This is a genomic window from Paenibacillus sp. FSL P2-0136, assembly GCF_037975325.1.
Classification (GTDB): domain Bacteria; phylum Bacillota; class Bacilli; order Paenibacillales; family Paenibacillaceae; genus Paenibacillus_AQ; species Paenibacillus_AQ silagei.
On sequence record NZ_CP150244.1, the window covers coordinates 1,274,833 to 1,292,829 of the forward strand.

The following is a 17,997-nucleotide window of genomic DNA, read 5'->3' on the forward strand; positions in this document are numbered from 1 at the left end:
GCCGAGCAGGAATGAAGGAAGGAGTGGGTGACGTTCAGGAAGAGTTGGCTGCTCTTCGTAATCAGAAGGAAATGATACGGAACAAGACGGTTTGAAAACGCTACATACTACTGGGGAATAATAAAGGAGAATACGCATTTGAAAAAATTAATTTCTTTGACTGTAAGCGCAGCCTTGCTGCTCGCGCCATTAGCCTACACGATTAACCTACCTGCCTTGAACCTGAAGGTGGATGCGGTTTCAGCAGCCTCGGAAGAAGCGCCGGCAGCGACTGCTAAACCAGCTCCGAAGGCAACAGCCAAACCGGCAGCCACTCCGAAGGCAACAGCCAAACCGGCGGCAACTCCGAAGGCAACAGCCAAACCGGCGGCAACCCCGAAGGCAACAGCCAAACCGGCGGCAACCCCGAAGGCAACAGCCAAACCGGCAGCCACTCCTAAGGCGACAGCTGCACCGGCAGCAACGGCTAAAGCAACCGCTAAGCCGGCAGCAACCACTGCACCGGAAGCATCTGCCAAGGCTTCAGCGAAGCCAGCGGCAACTGCTAAGCCGGCAGCAACAGCAGCTCCAGTTACTGTGCACAAGGCTGTATATCAGGACGGAGTATATGTTGCCTATGGCGATGCGTATTCCAAAGGCACAGAGGGTGCAAAGGTAACGATCAAAGACGGCAAGATCGCCGATATCGAGCTGCTCAGAACCAGCCCGAAGATCATCGACCGCAATGCCCGTGAGAATTACAGCGGCGTGTGGGCAGCCTATGGCCTGATGAAAGACAGACTGATGGGTAAAACCAGAGACGGCGCGGCTGCGGTTGACGCTGTATCCGGTGCAACCCGTACCAGTAACGGCTGGAAGCTGTCTGTAGACAGAGCTTTTGAGCGATCGCTTGCGCACCAAGCGGCTGATGCCACTTATTTTAACGGAGTCCATATGGGCGTAGACCCTGAGGCCAAATATGCAGTGTTTGCTACCTATGAAGCAAACAAGCTGACTGCGGTGAAATTGTATCCGCTGAGCGCTACCGGAGATTTCGTGGATGAGAAGACATATACGGCTGAACAGACCGCAGCGATTGCAGCAATCACTCCTGCACTGCTTGCCAAAGGTACTAGTGCGCAGCCGGTAGCCGGCTTCGAGGCAGAGACCAAAGCCGCAGTGAACGCCTTCTGGGATGCCGAACAGAATGCCAGCATCAACAACAAGGCTGCTTATGTTGACGGATTCTACTCTTCCTACGGTACAGCAAGAAGTGTGGGCGTGGAGAGAGCGGATGTTGTGATTCGTAACGGCAAGCTGGTAGATGTGAAGTTGTTCAGACTGGGCAGCAACCTGATCGACAGAGGGGCAACCGCTTATGCGGAAGTTGTGAAGGCGAATGCTCCGATGACCGCCAAACTGCTGGCTAACGGATCTTATATCGCTAACTATAATGAGAAGGTAGATGGAATCTCCGGCGCTACGGAGAGCAGCCATGGCTGGAACCAGGCCGTAGAGCGCGCTTTTGAGAAAGCCTTGAAGACTCCGGGTGAAGGTCAAACCTTCGATGGTAAATTTGCCGGTGTGGATAATCAGTCCAAGGTTATGCTGCTGGTTGATATCGATGCGGATCAGGTAACGGGCATCAAGCTGAGCCTGTTCGGCGCAGACGGTAAGCTGATTGCAGACGACAAGCGGACCGAAGAACAGAAGTCACTGGTCGACAAGCTGACCGCAGGACTGCTCGCAAGCGGCGTGCAGGCTCCAGATATCGCCGGACAGGAAGCTCTGTCGGCTGCAGCGAAGGCAGCACTGACGGATGCTTTGACCAATGCGTCCAAGGTACAAGGCACTTATAAAGACGGCACTTTCACCGCTTATGGTGATGCTTATGACAAAGGCACGAACAAAGCAGATGTTACACTGCGCAACGGCAAGATCGTAAATGTGGCCCTTTCCCGTGTAGGCATGAACATGGTGGATCTGGGTAAATCCGCTTATGCTGAGGTGCAAAAAGCTATTCCGGTGCTGACCGCCAGCTTCCTGGCTGCAGGCACAAGAGAAGGCGCTCAGGATGTGGATGCCGTATCCGGCGCTACCAGCAGCAGCAATGCGCTGAAGGCAGCCGTTGACAGAGCTTATGGTAAAGCGGAAATTACGGAAACGGATAAGGCCGCGTACTTCGACGGGATTTTCATCGGTGCCAGTGTGGATAAGACTGTAAATGTCATGGTTACTACTAAGTATAATGTGCCTGTAACTATGGCTGTGTACTACCTGGATGATAAAGGTAAAGTAAGATATAATCTGACGGATGATGAACTGCTGGTGAAATACGAGATCGAGAATACCTCGAACGGCAAAGGACTGCATAAGTACGGGTACCGTGCAGCAGCCTTCGGAGCGAATGATGCCCAGAAAGCCATCTCCGCCAAAGCGGTAGAAGCGATCAAAGCAGCGCTCGAATCTGCCGGAAAATAACAAAATCCATTCACTAAGGGTTGTCCTGGGTCATGCAAATGGCCGGGACAGCCCTTTTTGTAGGTGTGGACATAAATAGGAATGCCAATCGTATAGTAATTTAAAGGGATTTGGGAAGGGAGTGTCAAACCTCTAATATACACACTAATATACCCAGCAGGCCCAGGCCTGTAAGTCATAGGAGGCTTCACAATGACATTAATCAAACAGCTAGCCCCGCAGGATGAATTCACCGGCTTCTATCTGCTTAGAGAACTGGTGCTGAAACAGACGAACGGGACTCCTCCCAAGGATTACTTCGATATTGTACTAGGTGATGCCAGCGGCCAGATTTCGGCGAAATACTGGGACGTCAGCGTGACGGATAAGGAGACTTTTTTCCCGATGGCGCTGGTGAAGGTCCGGGGGATGGCTCATACGTATCGCGAGAAGCTTCAGGTCAAAATCACCAAGCTAAGACTGGTCAATGAATCCGACGGCGTATCGCTGACCGACTTCATCCGCTCGGCCCCGGTGCGTCCTGTGGACCTGGTCCATACGATTAAGAACGAGATGGCGAGTATTGCCGATCCGGAGATTGCAGCGATTGTGAACTTCTGTGTAGGGAAGGTTGAGGAGAAGCTGATGCATTATCCGGCGGCCAAGACCCATCATCATGCCTATTTCGCCGGGCTTGCTTATCACATGGTCCGTATGCTGGAAATTGGGGATTTCCTGTGTAAGCAGCGTCCGTTCCTGAATCCTGATCTGATGAGAGCGGGCATTATCCTCCATGATATCGCCAAGCCGGAAGAGATGATCTCGCAGTACGGCATTGTGTCGGATTACAGTGTGCACGGAAAGCTGATTGGACATATCTCGATGGCTTCAAGCTGGATTACAGAAGCGGCCATCCGCACCGGCATTGATCTGGAATCCGAGAAGGTCATGGCGCTTCAGCATCTCGTCTTATCCCATCATAATCTGGGCGAGTGGGGAAGCCCGGTCCAGCCGCAGACGGCTGAAGCGGTTGCCCTGCATCATATCGATGCGATGGATGCGAAGCTGCAGATGGTGGAGGACGCCCTTGATACCACTCCGGAGACGGAGGAATGGACGCCGTTCATCCGTGGACTGGAGAATAAGGCCGTCTACCGGCTGAAGATATAACGATTGAGACACTGGTATCGCTGAAAATAAAGCAATCCCCCCCTCCCGTAGTTGCGGTTTGGGGGGATTGCTTTATTTGGGATCTTCAGTCCGCCGCTGCGGCGGACTCCGCCTGTGCCTTCGTGACGCTGTCAGCTTCCAGGCCGTAGTGGCTGCACAGGGCCGGAAGGCCGCCCGGCAGCAACTCTCCGATAGCAGCGAATCTCCATTTGTCCTTGTAGCGGTAGAACTCGCCGATAACAACGGACATGCCTGGCATAATGTTCTGGACGAAGGGGAATACGGCCAGTCTGACTCCCGTCCGGGAATCAATCAGGGATACGGAAGCGTTCCAGATCGGGCCCGGATTCCGGTCACCGCTGAACTCCGCAACCGTAAAGGCCAGCGCAATCCGCGTGATGGCTGCAGGCAGGCTGGTCAGCTGAAGATACAGATGCCCCATGTGCGCAGCGGGCTTAGAGCAGAAGACGGAGCCGCTAGGGTCTTCCATATTCCCAGAGAAGATAAGCTCCCGCTCTTGCTCACAGCGTCCGCTCTCCCGGAGCAGGAAGGCAGCGGTCTCCGGCTGGCTGACTTCCAGGTGCGAAGCCGGAGCGTCCCACTCCACAGCGGCAAGGAGTCTGGAGGCGCTGAGCTTGTCGCCGATATCGACTCGCTGGCCGCGAACCAGCTCAGGGACCAGCAGAGCTGCAGGAGTAGGCTCCTTGACTGTAGCCGGGTGAGTCACAGAAGCTGTGACATCCTGAGCAGCTACAACGGGAGCCTCGCTATCCAGCAGGCCGGATGCTGCGGGCATCGGTGTTGTGCTGGCCTCCTTGCTGGTTGTCTTGGCAGCAGCCTTCTTCCCGGCGGCCGGCTTCTTCGCGGCCTTCTTGGGCGCTGCCTTGAACGGCGTATACCCGCCGTCATACATCGTCCCGGCCTTGTAGCCCTGGCTACTGGCTAACAGCAGCGGATCGAACTGCTGCCACTGCTCCATCAATTTCAGGAGAATCAGTGCAGAAGCTCTGGCATCCTCCAGGGCATCATGGTGCTTCAGCCGGATGCCGAAATGTGCCGAGATGACATTGAGCTTATGGGAGGGGAGGTCCTGGAGCATTTTTTTGCCGAGTAGGTAGGTACATAAATATTGAAAGCCTGGATAGCAGAGAGAGTAGTCGTCCAGGCAGTACCGCAGCACACTCATATCGAAGGCGGCATTATGCGCGATCACAATCTCCCCCTGCAGCAGCGGTTCCACCGTGGGCCACAGCTCAGCGAAAGTAGGCTGGCCTCTAACCATAGAGGGTGTAATTCCATGAATGGCAATATTCATCCCGTCGAACGGTTGCTGCGGGTCAATCAGCCAGTTGTGCTCTGCTGTAACGATACCATCACGGACCTGAACAAGCCCCAGGGCACAGGCGCTGGAGCGGCCGGAATTGGCAGTCTCAAAATCTATCGCAGTGAAATTCATCAGGTAAAGCCCCTATCTATCATCTATTACCTTTCATATTAAAGGAGCAAAGCTGGAAATACAATCTGTTCAGGTTGTGCAAGGCTGCCTCAATGGGGTATACCTTATCTATGAACTTCTGGAATAGACTGCTATGAAGAGGAGATGAAAGACTTGCAGCTGTCAAAAGGTCAAAAGGTCGATATCACCAAAGGAAGAGAAGCTCAAGAGATATCCATCCAGCTCCGCTGGAACACGCAGCATAGCGGAGTGGGCGTCGATGCGGCAGCCTTTCTATTATCAGATCAGAACCGGTGTGAACGGGATGAGGATTTTATATTTTACGGAAATCCGGTGTCGAGGGAGGGGGGAGTAGCTCATTCTGCGGAGGGGGAGAACGGGGCAGACCTGTCCATTTCGTTATCGAGAATACCTCAGCATTATGCCCGCATTGCGGTAACCTTGACGATCTATGAGGGAGAGCAGCGCAACCAGCGGATGAAGGATCTGTCCGGCTTACAGCTAACGCTGGCAGACCACAGGACTGGGCAAGAGCTGTACCGCTTCGAGTATGGGGTGGATCTGTCAGAGGAGACAGCTGTCGTAGCCGGGGAGCTGTACCGCCATCAGGGAGAGTGGAAGTTCAGTGCAATTGGCAGCGGGTATAATGGAGGACTTGCAGCCTTGTGCCGAAGCTACGGGCTTGAGGTGGAACAGGAGTCCGGGAACGAAGCCGCAGCGGCGGCTGAGGTATTGGAGCGAACACCTGAAGTGGTGGAGCAAACATCTGAGCTAGTGGAGCAGACACCTGAGGTGGTGAATAAGACCCCGAAGGTAATCCGTCAGCCCGAGGCGGAGCCTCCGGTGAATGTGTTGTCTTCGATTAATCTGCGCAAAAAGATCGTGGAGCTCACCCTGGTCAAAAAACAGCTCACCGGTGTAACCGCAAGAGTGGGTATCGTGCTGGACATCACCGGCTCCATGCGCAGCCTCTATGCCAGAGGGGTGGTGCAGGAGGTGGTAGAACGTATCCTTGCGGTTGCCAGCAAGTTCGATGATAACGGCTCCCTGGATGTGTGGGTCTATGATACGGAATTCAGCAGACTTCCGCCGGTTACCGAGCAGGAGCTTGGCAGCTATGTCTTTACTCATATTATGAACAACGATTCAATTCATAAGTTCGGGCGCAATAACGAACCGCCGGTAATGCAGGATGTCATCGGAAAATACATCAAGGAGGAGCCGGACACGACACCAGTGTTCATTATCTTCATCAATGACGGCGGCGTAGTGAAGCCGACCCGCAAGGTGATTATGGCCGCATCCGCCCTTCCGATCTTCTGGCAGTTTGTCGGCATCGGCGACTCTGACTTCGAGGTGCTGAAGCAGCTCGACACGATGAGCGGCAGACTGGTGGATAACGCCAGCTTCATCCATCTGGACCGGATTGAAGACGTATCCGATGAGGTGCTGTATGACCAGCTGTTGAATGAATTCCCGCAGTGGCTGAAGGCCGCGAAGGAGAAGAGTATTCTGTAGCAGCATTCGCAGGGAAGCGCAAAGTCTAGGCTCAGTAGCATTATTCGCAGGGAACTGTACTGTCCCTGCTCTATAGTAGCATTCGCAGAAAAACGTGCTGTCTCCGCTCTTTAGCGGCCCTCACATCGAGCTGTGTCTGCCTCCTTACTGTGGACGGATTGCACAGTGATGCCGGGAATGTTGTACTAATTGCAACTTGGATTCCTAGATACTTGTGTGTTAGGGGGGATTGTTGCACGAAATGCAGGATTTGTGCCGCCAAACCGTCCGGAGGTGGAGAAATCCTGCTTTTTATGCAACAATGTTGGACTTTGGCCGGAATGAGGAGGGGAATGTTGTACTTTGGGCAGGATTGTGCAAAATTTCCCGGCCAGGCGGAGCTTTAGGGCGTCACGCCGGAACGGTCCCCACCGCCCCGTCGGAACAGTCCCCATCGCCCGCAGTAACGGACCTCACGGCCCGCGGAAGGTGCTGAACGCCCGCCGTAACGGACCTCATAGCCCCGCCGCCCAACCGCCCCGCAGTAACGGACCTCACGGCCCACGGAAGGTGTTCAACGCCCGCCGGGAACGGACCTCATGGCCCCGTCGAAACGGAGTCCCACCGCCCCGCCGAAACGGAGCCCAACCTCCCCGCTCAGGCTGTGGAGGTTTTTTTGCTCTGCAGACCGGGCGGGGCTTGCAGCTCCAGGCGGTAGCCTTTGACCAGAGTATCCCCGTTCTTCAGATCTGTCTCATAAGCCCGCTTGAAGCCCAGTCTCTCATAGAGCTTGATCGCCGAGGCCATCATATCTGAAGTATGCAGGTTCAGGCTGGCTGCCCCCAGTGCAATGGACCTTCCTGCGGCTTCACGGATCAGAAGTCTGGCCACCCCGCGTCCCCGGACCGCCGGAGATACAGCCAGCAGACGGATGATCGGTGTATGGATACCCAGCTCCGGCCTGCCATAAGCAGCCTCTGAGGAGGTGAACAGCAGCACGCTCCCTACAATTTGTCCGTCCAGCTCCGCTACAATCCGGGAGACGGGTGCATCGCCATGAACCGAGCCGAGAATGGAATCCCGGTACTCCGCCCAGAACGGCCCGGGCAGCACGGCTGCATATTCGCTGTAAGCTTCGAGCAAGACCCTGGCAATGGCTTCACGATCGGAAGCTGCAGCTTCACGGATTACAATTTCTGCTGAGTGATTCATCTGGTGCCTCCTGTCCGGTAATGGTTTTTTGTTATTATAATCTATAAATCCGATGAGTATAAGAGGGATTTAATGATTTTGATTAATGGATAGAAAAGTTCTATCTGTAATTGTGATCAATGTAATGGTTATGGCCGTATGTTACACAATAAGTCTGTTGACAAAAAAAGGGCCGGTGACTAAGATATAAACAAATTCTATAGGAAAGTGCGGATCTAATTCATTGTTAAACGATTGGAATAGTAAAAATTATAAAATGCGGAGGGGGACTACGCTTGAACATCGAGAATATTGAAGCTTTTGTCTACATCAACCACTACGGCAGCTTCAACAAAGCGGCAGATGTGCTCTATATCTCGCAGCCGACAGTGACTGCCCGTATCCAGTCGCTGGAACGGGAGCTGGACTGCAAGGTATTCGACCGGCTGGGCAAGCAGATTAACCTGACGGATAAAGGCCGCCAGTTCCTCCCCTATGCGCAGCAAATTCTGCAGGTCTATCAGAACGGCAGGCATCAGATTCAATCCAAAGGCCAAATCCCAGGCGAGCTGAGAATCGGCAGCACAGTATCGGTCTCCAATTATCTGATGCCCCGTCTGCTGCTGCATTTGAAGCAGCGGTATCCCCACATCCGTATGAAGCTGACGACTGCTCCTACGGAAGTATTAATTGAGAAGCTGAAGGCGAAGGAGATCGATCTCGCTTTTATCCGCAAGGTAGTGAATCCGGCCATCCAGTCGTTCCCCTTCTGTGAAGACCCGATCTCGCTGTATGTGTATGCCGGTCATCCGCTGGCCCGCAAGGGCCGCGCTTCGATCCGGGAGATCTCTGACGAGACCCTCGTATTCTTCGAATGCGGCTCGCTGGACTGGATGCGTCTGCACCGGGTATTCGAGAGCATGGAGCGTCCGCCGGGCATTGTCTATCAGGTGGATAACCTGGAGACCGCCAAGAAGCTGGTGCTGAAGCAAGCGGGAATCTGCTTCCTTCCAGCCTTGAGTGTGCAGGAGGAGGTAGAGGCGGGAACGCTGGTAAGGGTGGATATCACGGAGACCGAAGGCATCTCCCTGCGGACCCACCTGATCTCGCTGAACGGGGAGAATGCGGAGTTCCTGGACACCCTGCTGGAGCTGGGGACGGGGACGTTGATTAAGCTGAATTGACTTCTTGAATAACCATATTAAGAAACTCTATTAGCGCATGGCAGCATGCAGTGATAAAGTTAATTGCATATAATCACCACTAAACAGATAGGGATTATCTAAATTGAAAAGGGGTTTGAGAGATGAACAAGACGATTTCGTTCGCATCCACACTTGTACTAACACTGCTGATCGCTGGCTGCGGCAATAATAACAGCGCTAATAGCGGCAAGGTAGCGGAGGCAGCATCTCCGAATAGTTCGGAGTCCACGGCTGCTGCCGCCGATCCGGCTAAGGTGACCAAGATCGTGATCGGCACAGGCACCGCTTTTCCCAACGTCTGCTTCATCGATGAGAACGGCAAGCTTACCGGGTTCGATGTAGAGCTGCTGAAGGAGATTGACAAGCGCCTGCCGGAGTATGAGTTTGAATTCCAGACGATGGATTTCAGCAATCTGCTGCTTAGCCTTGAGACGAAGAAGATTGACCTGGTAGCCCATGTTATGGAGAAGAACCCGGAACGGGAGCAAAAGTACGCTTTTAACAAGGAAGCTTATGCCCACTGGAGAAACCGCATCGTTGTAGCCAAAGGCAATACCTCGATCCAGACATTGGACGATCTGAAGGGGAAAAAGGTGCTGACCGGCGCCACCAGCGCGCAAGCGCAAATTCTTGAGAACTACAACAAGGAGCACAGTGCAGATCCGATCAAAATTGTCTATCAGAACGGTGCCGCCAACGATACGGTCAACCAGATTGATTCGGGCCGGGTGGATGCTACCCTTGCTGCGGATTTCGTATTGCCGATCATTGACCCGCAGAGCAAGCTGCAGGCGGTGGGTCCCGAGCTGTCCTCTGCTGATATTCTGTATGTGCTGCGCAAGGATGATGCCCCGTCGCAGAAGCTGTCGGAGGCCATTGACGGAGTGGTCAAGGAGCTGAAGACAGACGGCACACTTGGCAAAATAAGCACACAGTGGCTGGGGGCGGACGTTACCACCTCATCGGTTCAATAATGCGCAGGCCCGTACAGCGGAAAGGAGGTGCAGGATGGGTGCACCGTTTGATCTAGGTTTTGTCTTCTCGTTCCTGCCCAAGCTGCTGACTACGCTAAGTACCACGCTGCTGATCGTAGCCTGCTCGCTGCTGGCAGGAATGATTGTCGGATTTATCATTGCGCTTCCCCGCCTGTATAAGGTGCCGGTCCTGAAGACCTGCGCTGAGGTGTACATTTCTTTTTTTCGGGGGACGCCGATTCTCATTCAGTTATTCCTGTTCTATTACGGTCTGCCTGAGGTGCTGAAGCTGGTGAATCTGGATATGACGCGGACGCCGGTGCTGGTGTTCGTGATCCTGACCTACGGCCTGCATACCGGGGCCTTCATGTCGGAGATGATCCGCGCTTCAGTGACAGCAGTCGATAAGGGCCAGGTGGAAGCGGCTTATGCTACGGGGATGACCTCTTACCAGGCTTTTACCCGTATTGTGCTGCCGCAGGCGCTGGGAATTGCGGTTCCTGTCTTTTCGAACCTGCTCATAGCGCTGCTGAAGGATACTTCGCTGGCGTTCACGCTGGGAGTGATGGAGATGACGGGCAAGGCTCAGACCCTGGGCAGTGCGACCCAGCATTTCATTGAGACGTATATTGCACTTGCCCTTATCTATCTTGTGATCAGTTTTACGATTGAAAAGCTGCTGCTGGTTGCGGAGAAGCGTCTGCTCAGGCATGAAGCCCAGGACAGTCCGGCCAAGAAGCGGTTCACTCTTCAGCGAAAAGCGTCCTACCGCACAATTGTCGCGGATATGGGAGCGGGTAAAGGAGGCGGTGCGTAATGAAGCTGGATCCATCTTTTATCTGGACGGCGTTTCTGCAAATTCTGGGAGCCATTCCTACGACGCTGTATATTACGGTTGTGTCGGTGTTGGCAGGCTTCGTGATCGGTACGGTTGTGGCTCTGATCCGGATTTATAGAGTCCCCGGGCTGTATCCGCTGGCCGTAGGGTATGTCACGTTCATACGCGGCACCCCGATGCTGACGCATCTGCTGCTGATCTATTTCGGGCTGCCGATGATTATCGACGGCCTTGCTGCACAATTTGGCTGGAGCTTCCGCTCTGTATCGATACCGATGATCGGCTTCGCCTATATTTCCTTCTCCATTACGGCGGGTGCCTATATGTCCGAGGTGGTGCGCTCCGGTCTGCTCGCGGTGGATCGAGGTCAGCTCGAAGCGGCCCATTCCATCGGAATGAGCACGCCTCAGGCGCTGCGGCGGATTGTGTTCCCCCAGGCGCTGGCGGCGAGCCTGCCGAATCTGTCGAATTCTGTGATCGGGATGCTGCACGGGTCTACGCTGGCTTTTACCGTATCGGTGGTGGATATCAATGCCCAGGCGCAGATTGTCGCTTCGACCAACTGGAAGTTCTTCGAGGCTTACCTGGCGGCGGCGCTGATCTTCTGGGGACTGACGTTCCTCATTGAGCGGGCAACTGCCGTCATTGAGAGACGGATCAATCTGTATAACCGGGGGGGAGTCGCATGATTAAGCTGACACAGCTATCGAAGTCGTTCGGGCGCCATCAGGTGCTGAACCAGATTGATCTGGAGGTGTCCAAGGGCGAGGTGGTGGTCATTCTCGGTCCCAGCGGCTCCGGCAAAACCACGCTGCTGCGCTGTGTGAATGTTCTGGAGAAGCCCAGCGGAGGCGAAATTTCCATCGGGGACTTCAAGCTGGGCTTCCGGCACGCCCGCAAGAAGGATATCCACCAGCTCCGGCAAAAGACGGCGATGGTCTTCCAGCAGTACAATCTGTTCCGGCACAAAACCGCGCTAGAGAATGTGATGGAAGGCCTCCTAATCGTCAAGAAGCTGCCAAAGGAGGCGGCGAGAGAGAAGAGCATCGCGCTGCTGGAAAAGGTCGGGCTTGGCAGCAAGCTGGATGCCTATCCGAGCCAGCTCTCCGGCGGGCAGCAGCAGCGGGTCGGCATTGCCCGGGCGCTGGCGCTGGAGCCGGAAGTGATTCTGTTCGATGAACCGACCTCGGCACTGGACCCGGAGCTGGTGGGCGAAGTGCTTGCGGTGATCCGCAAGATCGCCAAGGAAGGCATCACGATGATTGTGGTGACGCATGAAATGGGGTTTGCCCGCGATGTGGCAAATCATGTGGTTTTCATGGACGGCGGTGTGATTGTCGAGGAGGGCACGCCCACGGAAGTATTCAACCACCCGCGTGAAGAACGAACGAAGCAGTTCCTGAAGCGGATTACGCCGGAGCTGAACTATTCCATCTAGGAGGCATATCTATGGCAATTACAATCAGCGTACTCGACCAAAGCCCAATCTATCCGGGGGAGACACCGGAAGAGGCTTTTGCACATACGATCAGGCTGGCGCAGCTATCGGAACGCCTCGGCTTCCGCCGCTTCTGGGTATCCGAGCATCATGATTCTGAGCAGGTAGCCGGATCTTCTCCTGAAGTGCTCATCTCGCACCTGCTGGCTAGGACGGAGCGTATCCGCATCGGCTCTGGCGGAATTATGCTTCAGCACTACAGCCCCTACAAGGTGGCTGAGAATTTCAACGTGCTGGCTTCGCTGGCTCCGGGACGGGTGGACTTAGGGGTAGGACGCGCTCCCGGCGGCCTGCCGCGCAGCACACAGGCATTGCAGCAGGGAGGCGGGGAAGCCGCTTCATTAACGGACAAGATTGTGGAGCTGGACAAATATGTCCATAACCGGCTGGAGGCGGAGCATCCGCTGCACGGGCTGAAGGCAGGCCCGCTCCCCGGCATCCCGCCGGAGCTGTATGTGCTTGGCGCCAGTGTCGCCAGCGCCGAGATCGCGGCCAGATTGGGACTGCCGTATGTGTTCTCCCTGTTCATCGGCGGCGATCAGGCTGTTGCTCTAGAGGCGGTGCGGGCATACCGCAGCGGCTTCAATCGAAGCGGCGGGCAGGAGCCGCAGGTGATTATTGCGCTGGCTGTTATCGTGGCTGATACGGAAGAGGAGGCCAAGGAATTGGCTGGAGCGCATAAGCTGATCCGCATCCGCTTCGCCAGCGGCAAGACCCTGACTCTGGCCAGCCGGGAGCAGGCCGAGGAGTTCACCCGCCAGAGTGAGGAAGCGTACACGCTGGAGGAGCGGGAGCCTGAGATTACCAAGGGGACGAAGGAGACCGTACGTGAGCAGCTGCTGGCGTTAGCTGAAGCTTCCGGCGTAGAGGAGTTCATCGTCACTACTAACGTGCAGCCCTTCGAGAAGCGGCAGCGTTCCTTCGAGTTGCTGAGTGAGGTGCTCTCCGGGGCTATTGCAGGGGCTTCATTATGACCAGTACAGCGGCAGAATCCGCTGCCCGTGAAGTGCATTCACTGGCGTTCAAGGAGCGGCTGGTTGAAATCAGGCGTCATCTGCACCAGCACCCGGAGCTGTCAGGGGAAGAGGTTGAGACTACCGCATACATCACATCGCTGCTGAAGCAGGCGGGGGTGAAGATTACAGATTCCGGGCTGAAGACCGGGGTCATTGCCGAAATCGGCGGTCAGCAGGGCGGTCCGGTGATTGCGCTGCGGGCTGACATAGATGCCTTGCCGATTCAGGAAGAGACCGGGCTGCCGTATGCCTCGCTGTATCCGGGCAGAATGCATGCCTGCGGACATGACTTCCATACGGCGGCGCTGCTTGGAGCTGTGTATCAGCTCAAGGAGCAGGAGAGCGCCTTGAGCGGAACGGTTCGCTTCCTGTTCCAGCCTGCCGAGGAGAAAGCGAAGGGGGCACAGCAGATTATCGCAGCCGGAGGGCTGGATCGGGTCCGTGCCGTGATCGGTATGCACAATAAGCCGGATCTGCCGGTAGGGACCCTTGGCATTAAGGCCGGTCCGCTGATGGCGGCCGCAGACGGCTTCGCGGTCAGTATCCGGGGCTTCGGTACCCATGCAGCCGTGCCGGAGGCCGGGATTGATCCTATTGTCGCCGCCTCGCATATTGTAACGGCGCTGCAATCCATCGTCAGCCGGAATGTGGGCAGTCTGGATAGCGCAGTAATCAGCGTCACGCAGATCCACAGCGGCAATTCGTGGAACATCATCCCGGACACGGCGGTGCTGGAAGGGACGATCCGTTCCTTCGATGAAGCGGTGCGCGGCAGGGTGCTGAAGCGCTTCGAAGAGGTGGTCACGGGTGTGGCCGCTGCGCTTGGTGCCGAAGCCAGTGTGCGCTGGATCGGCGGTCCGCCGCCGGTCATCAACGATGCGCTGCTGGCCCGGCTTGGAGAAGAGACGGCGGCGAAGCTGGGCTATACCTCTGTGCAGCCGGTGCCGTCACCGGCCGGGGAGGATTTCGCCTTCTATCAGCAGGCGGTTCCTGGATTGTTCGTCTTCACCGGCACCGCCGGAAGCCGGGAATGGCATCATCCCGCGTTCGATCTGGACGAAGCAGCGCTGCCTGTAGGTGCAGAATTCTTCAGCGATCTGGCGGTACGTGTACTTGAGCATCTGGCTGCGGAGAGGGGTGCAGATCATAGCGGAGCGTTCTGATTATGATGTCATTATTGTCGGCGCAGGCTCCATGGGCATGAGCGCAGGCTATCATCTGGCCCGGCGCGGGGTGAAGACACTGCTGATCGATGCCTTCGATCCGCCGCATACGGAAGGGAGCCATCACGGGGAGACCCGGCTGATCCGGCATGCCTATAGCGGCGATCCGGCCTATATTGACCTGGCGCTCCGTGCCCAGGTGCTATGGGAAGAGGCGGAGGCAGAGAGCGGCCTCAAGCTGCTGGCTCCGTCAGGTGTGCTCAATCTGGCAGACAGCAAGGTGTATTCCTTCGCCGGACGTCTGGAAGAGGCGCGGAAGCGGAAGGTCCGGGCTGAGCAGCTGGATGCCGAGGAAATCTGCCGCCGCTGGCCAGCCCTGAACCTCCCCGAATCCTTCGAGGCGATGTATGAGCCGGATGCCGGTTATCTCTACAGTGAGAGGTGCATTACCGCTTACCGGCAGCTTGCACTGGATCACGGTGCGGAGCTGCTGACGAATACTCCTGTGCTGAAGGTGACGGCCCGCGAAGGAAGTGTCACAGTCCAAACGAAGCAGGGGGATTACCACGGAGCCGCTGCTATACTTAGCGCCGGGGCCTGGTTCAGTTCATTGTCGCCCTTCGTCAACTTGCCGATTAAGGCGGTACGAAAGGTAGTAGGCTGGTTTGGGAGTACGCCGGACTTCGAGGCCGGGAGGTTCCCCGGCTTCACGCTGGGTGCTGAGGAAGGCGGGTTCTACGGTTTTCCCAGTATCGGCGGGGCGGGACTGAAGATCGGCCGCCATGACACAGGCGAAGAGTGGAAGCCCGGCGAACCGCTGCAGCCGTTCGGCAGCCTGGAGAGTGATGAAGGCGACCTCCGCCGGGTTCTCGAAGCATATATGCCTGGCGCAGCCGGGCGTCTGCTTAAGGGCTCCGTCTGTAAATATGAGCATACACCGGATGAGGATTTCATCATCGACCGCCATCCCGCTCACAACCATGTGCTGCTGGCCGGAGGCTTCTCGGGACATGGCTTCAAATTCTCCAGTGTGGTTGGAGAGATTCTCGCGGACATGGCTGTTCAGGGACATACCAGGCAGAATATAGCACCGTTTGCGTTGTCGCGATTTATATAGTAGTGTATCCGATTTGAAATCGTAGAGGGCGAGCGATGATACCTGGAGGACCAAGGAAGTGGAGCGATTCCCCTTCGGATGAGTCCTTCCCAGGCCGGAGTTGTTGTTCTTATGCGTTTCATGGGTGTTTGGCTAGGCTTAACACACCTCCATTCAGGGATAGTTGTAGAATGTACACGTAAAAACAGCGAAAAGACGTACGTGCATCGTATAAGTGTAGCCTGTACAACTAAATCTGCCCGAATGGGTGAATATCTGAAGCAAATGGATTCTTAATTGTACGAACTACAATTAAACAGATAATGGGTTGAAAATCAGACGTTTTAGATGTACAAAGTGCAATTAAGCATATCCCATCAGCGGGAAACAACGATAATCCAAACCTATATTGGAGGGAATCGCAATGAGTAGTGTGAGTGTGGAGCTAGCCAGCTACTTGAACACGCACGAGCAATTAGTGCAGGCAATCAGAGGCTTATCGGATGAGCAGCTGAGGTGGAAGGCGGAGCCGTCAAGCTGGAGCGTGACCGAGGTGCTGGCCCATTTGGCGGATCACAGCATTGTGGTCTCCTTCCGTATCCGTGATATTCTGGCGGATACGAAGGTACAGCTCCCGGCGTTCCATCAGGACGCATGGGTCAGTGGTCAGCATAGTAATCAGGGGCAAGCCGCTGACAGCCTGGAGCTGTTCCGCAGCCTGCTGCATTACAACAGTCTGCTGCTGGGAAGGCTGAGTCCCGCAGAATGGGAGAAAAGCGGAATTAACTTTAAGGGCGAAACGGTGCGTATCACCGATATTGTCCGCGGATTCACTGCACATGTAGAGCGGCATTTGGCCCAGATTGAACGAGTGAAGCGGGGAGCGCAGGCAAGTCAAGCTGCATCAGCCGCTCAAGCTTCGCAGCAAGCGGCTCTGTAAGAATATTTTCATAAGGAACCAAGCGGACTGAATACCAATTCGAGGAGGAATGAACATGACTACACCAAGACAATTGAAGCTGGGAGCACTGCTGCACGGGGTTGGAGGGAGCACCTCCATGTGGCGTCATCCCGATGCGCAGCCTGATGCCAGTGTGAACTTCGAGCTATACAAGGAATGGGTACGCAAAGCGGAGGAAGGCAAGCTGGACTTGATTTTCATTGCAGACGGTCTGTTCATCAATGAGAAGTCGATCCCTCATTTCCTGAACCGCTTCGAGCCGCTGACGATTCTCAGTGCGCTGGCGGCAGTCAGCAGCCGCATCGGTCTGGTAGGTACCTTATCTACCTCCTACAGTGAACCGTTCACGGTGGCCCGGCAATTCGGCTCACTGGATGTCATCAGCGGCGGACGGGCCGGATGGAATGTGGTGACCTCGCCGCTCGAAGGCTCTGCGCTCAATTACAGCAAGCAGGAGCATCCGGACCATGGCAAACGCTACCGTATTGCCGCCGAATATCTGGAGGTGGCACGCGGGCTGTGGGATTCCTGGGAGGACGACGCGTTTGTCCGCAATAAGGACACGGGCGTCTTCTTTGATCCGCAGAAAATGCATACGCTCGATCACCAGGGTGAATTCTTCTCGGTGAAGGGACCGCTCAATATCGCCCGCTCGAAGCAGGGGCAGCCGGTTATTTTCCAGGCAGGTTCCTCTGAAGTCGGCAAAGATTATGCCTCCAGCGTGGCGGATGCCATCTTCACGGGTCATGACTCGCTGGAGTCCGCGCAGGAATTCTATAAGGATGTGAAAAGCCGTGTTGCCTCCTTCGGGCGCAATCCCGATGAAGTGCTGATCTTCCCGGGAATAGCACCTATTCTTGGGGCTACCCCGGAGGAAGCGGAGCGCAAATACCAGGAGGTTGCCGGGCTGGTGACGATTGAAAATGCGCTGAACTATCTGGGCCGCTTCTTCGAGCATCATGATTTCTCGCAGTATCCGCTGGATGAGCCGTTCCCGGATGTCGGTGATCTGGGCCGAAACAGCTTCCAGAGCGGCACGGACAAAATCAAAAAGGATGCCAAGGAGCAGGGCCTGACTCTGCGGGAGGTTGCCCTGCAATCGGCAACGCCGCGCAGCAGCTTCATCGGTACGCCGGAGCAGGTGGCCGATCAGCTTCAGGCCTGGTTCGAGGCCGGAGCCGCTGACGGCTTCATGCTGGCAGCCGCCGTACCGAACGGGCTGGAAGAATTTGTGGATCAGGTGGTTCCGATTCTGCAGGAGCGCGGACTGTTCCGTACCGAATACGAAAGCGATACCCTGCGGGGCAATCTCGGACTTCCGGTTCCGGAGAACCGTTATACAAAGGTTTCTGAACCGGCTGGGCAAGTGTGACAGAAGCACAGTCAGGTGCAGAGAGTCAGACACCGGATCTTGAAGCCATGATGAAGTATGCCGGCGGGCTGGAGGCAGAGCTGATTGCGATCTGCGGTGAACTGCACAGGATTATTATTAA

Annotated in this window: 15 protein-coding genes and 1 pseudogene; 14 read left to right on the forward strand and 2 right to left on the reverse strand. The window is 55.6% G+C overall.

Going from position 1 to position 17,997, the window contains the following annotated elements; all coding sequences use genetic code 11:
• Positions 1-138 precede the first annotated feature (138 nt).
• Positions 139-2,460: an FMN-binding protein gene (locus NYE26_RS05445; protein WP_339254429.1), complete on the forward strand. Its 2,322-nt coding sequence runs from the start codon at positions 139-141 to the stop codon at positions 2,458-2,460.
• A gap of 192 nt (positions 2,461-2,652) precedes the next feature.
• Positions 2,653-3,609 carry an HD domain-containing protein gene (locus NYE26_RS05450; protein ID WP_076076858.1) on the forward strand — a complete coding sequence of 319 codons (957 nt, stop codon included), beginning with the start codon at positions 2,653-2,655 and terminating at the stop codon, positions 3,607-3,609.
• A gap of 85 nt (positions 3,610-3,694) precedes the next feature.
• Here the strand turns inward: NYE26_RS05450 and NYE26_RS05455 are convergent, their stop codons facing one another.
• Positions 3,695-5,065, reverse strand: a complete 1,371-nt coding sequence (locus NYE26_RS05455; protein WP_339254432.1) for a TerD family protein — start codon at positions 5,063-5,065, stop codon at positions 3,695-3,697.
• 144 nt (positions 5,066-5,209) lie between these two features.
• On the opposite strand from NYE26_RS05455, the pseudogene NYE26_RS05460 reads away from it, so the two are divergent.
• Both NYE26_RS05460 and NYE26_RS05465 read left to right on the forward strand, forming a co-directional pair.
• Positions 5,210-5,731: pseudogene (locus NYE26_RS05460) on the forward strand (TerD family protein); the annotation flags it as partial.
• A gap of 186 nt (positions 5,732-5,917) precedes the next feature.
• Positions 5,918-6,583: a VWA domain-containing protein gene (locus NYE26_RS05465; protein WP_339257335.1), complete on the forward strand. Its 666-nt coding sequence runs from the start codon at positions 5,918-5,920 to the stop codon at positions 6,581-6,583.
• 636 nt (positions 6,584-7,219) lie between these two features.
• Here NYE26_RS05465 and NYE26_RS05470 read toward each other — a convergent pair.
• A complete protein-coding gene (locus tag NYE26_RS05470) occupies positions 7,220-7,774 on the reverse strand; it encodes a GNAT family N-acetyltransferase (RefSeq protein ID WP_339254434.1) in 555 nt (184 codons plus the stop codon).
• Positions 7,775-8,049: 275 nt separating this feature from the next.
• Here NYE26_RS05470 and NYE26_RS05475 point away from each other — a divergent pair, with 275 nt between their 5' ends.
• The 10 genes from NYE26_RS05475 (at position 8,050) to NYE26_RS05520 (ending at position 17,876) form a co-directional block, all read left to right on the forward strand.
• Positions 8,050-8,937, forward strand: coding sequence for a LysR family transcriptional regulator (locus NYE26_RS05475; protein WP_339254436.1), 888 nt, complete (start codon positions 8,050-8,052; stop codon positions 8,935-8,937).
• A gap of 122 nt (positions 8,938-9,059) precedes the next feature.
• A complete protein-coding gene (locus tag NYE26_RS05480; protein ID WP_339254438.1) occupies positions 9,060-9,932 on the forward strand; it encodes a transporter substrate-binding domain-containing protein in 873 nt (290 codons plus the stop codon).
• Between the two features lie 34 nt (positions 9,933-9,966).
• Positions 9,967-10,749 (forward strand): amino acid ABC transporter permease, encoded by a 783-nt coding sequence (locus NYE26_RS05485; RefSeq protein WP_339254440.1) that lies wholly within the window; start codon positions 9,967-9,969, stop codon positions 10,747-10,749.
• Complete coding sequence (locus NYE26_RS05490; protein ID WP_209874845.1) at positions 10,749-11,459, forward strand: amino acid ABC transporter permease; 711 nt, start codon at positions 10,749-10,751, stop codon at positions 11,457-11,459. Before NYE26_RS05485 ends, NYE26_RS05490 begins: the two co-directional genes overlap by 1 nt.
• Entirely contained in the window at positions 11,456-12,208 is a 753-nt protein-coding gene (locus NYE26_RS05495) for an amino acid ABC transporter ATP-binding protein (RefSeq protein WP_339254445.1), read from the forward strand. The genes NYE26_RS05490 and NYE26_RS05495 overlap by 4 nt, the downstream gene beginning before the upstream one ends.
• Before the next feature lie 11 nt (positions 12,209-12,219).
• Entirely contained in the window at positions 12,220-13,242 is a 1,023-nt protein-coding gene (locus NYE26_RS05500) for an LLM class flavin-dependent oxidoreductase (RefSeq protein ID WP_339254447.1), read from the forward strand.
• Entirely contained in the window at positions 13,239-14,447 is a 1,209-nt protein-coding gene (locus NYE26_RS05505) for an amidohydrolase (RefSeq protein WP_339254449.1), read from the forward strand. Before NYE26_RS05500 ends, NYE26_RS05505 begins: the two co-directional genes overlap by 4 nt.
• Positions 14,431-15,564 (forward strand): N-methyl-L-tryptophan oxidase, encoded by a 1,134-nt coding sequence (gene solA / locus NYE26_RS05510; RefSeq protein ID WP_339257337.1) that lies wholly within the window; start codon positions 14,431-14,433, stop codon positions 15,562-15,564. The genes NYE26_RS05505 and solA overlap by 17 nt, the downstream gene beginning before the upstream one ends.
• A 403-nt stretch (positions 15,565-15,967) precedes the next feature.
• Complete coding sequence (locus NYE26_RS05515) at positions 15,968-16,483, forward strand: DinB family protein (RefSeq protein ID WP_339254451.1); 516 nt, start codon at positions 15,968-15,970, stop codon at positions 16,481-16,483.
• Positions 16,484-16,538: 55 nt separating this feature from the next.
• Positions 16,539-17,876 (forward strand): LLM class flavin-dependent oxidoreductase, encoded by a 1,338-nt coding sequence (locus NYE26_RS05520; RefSeq protein WP_339254453.1) that lies wholly within the window; start codon positions 16,539-16,541, stop codon positions 17,874-17,876.
• Positions 17,877-17,997 lie beyond the last annotated feature (121 nt).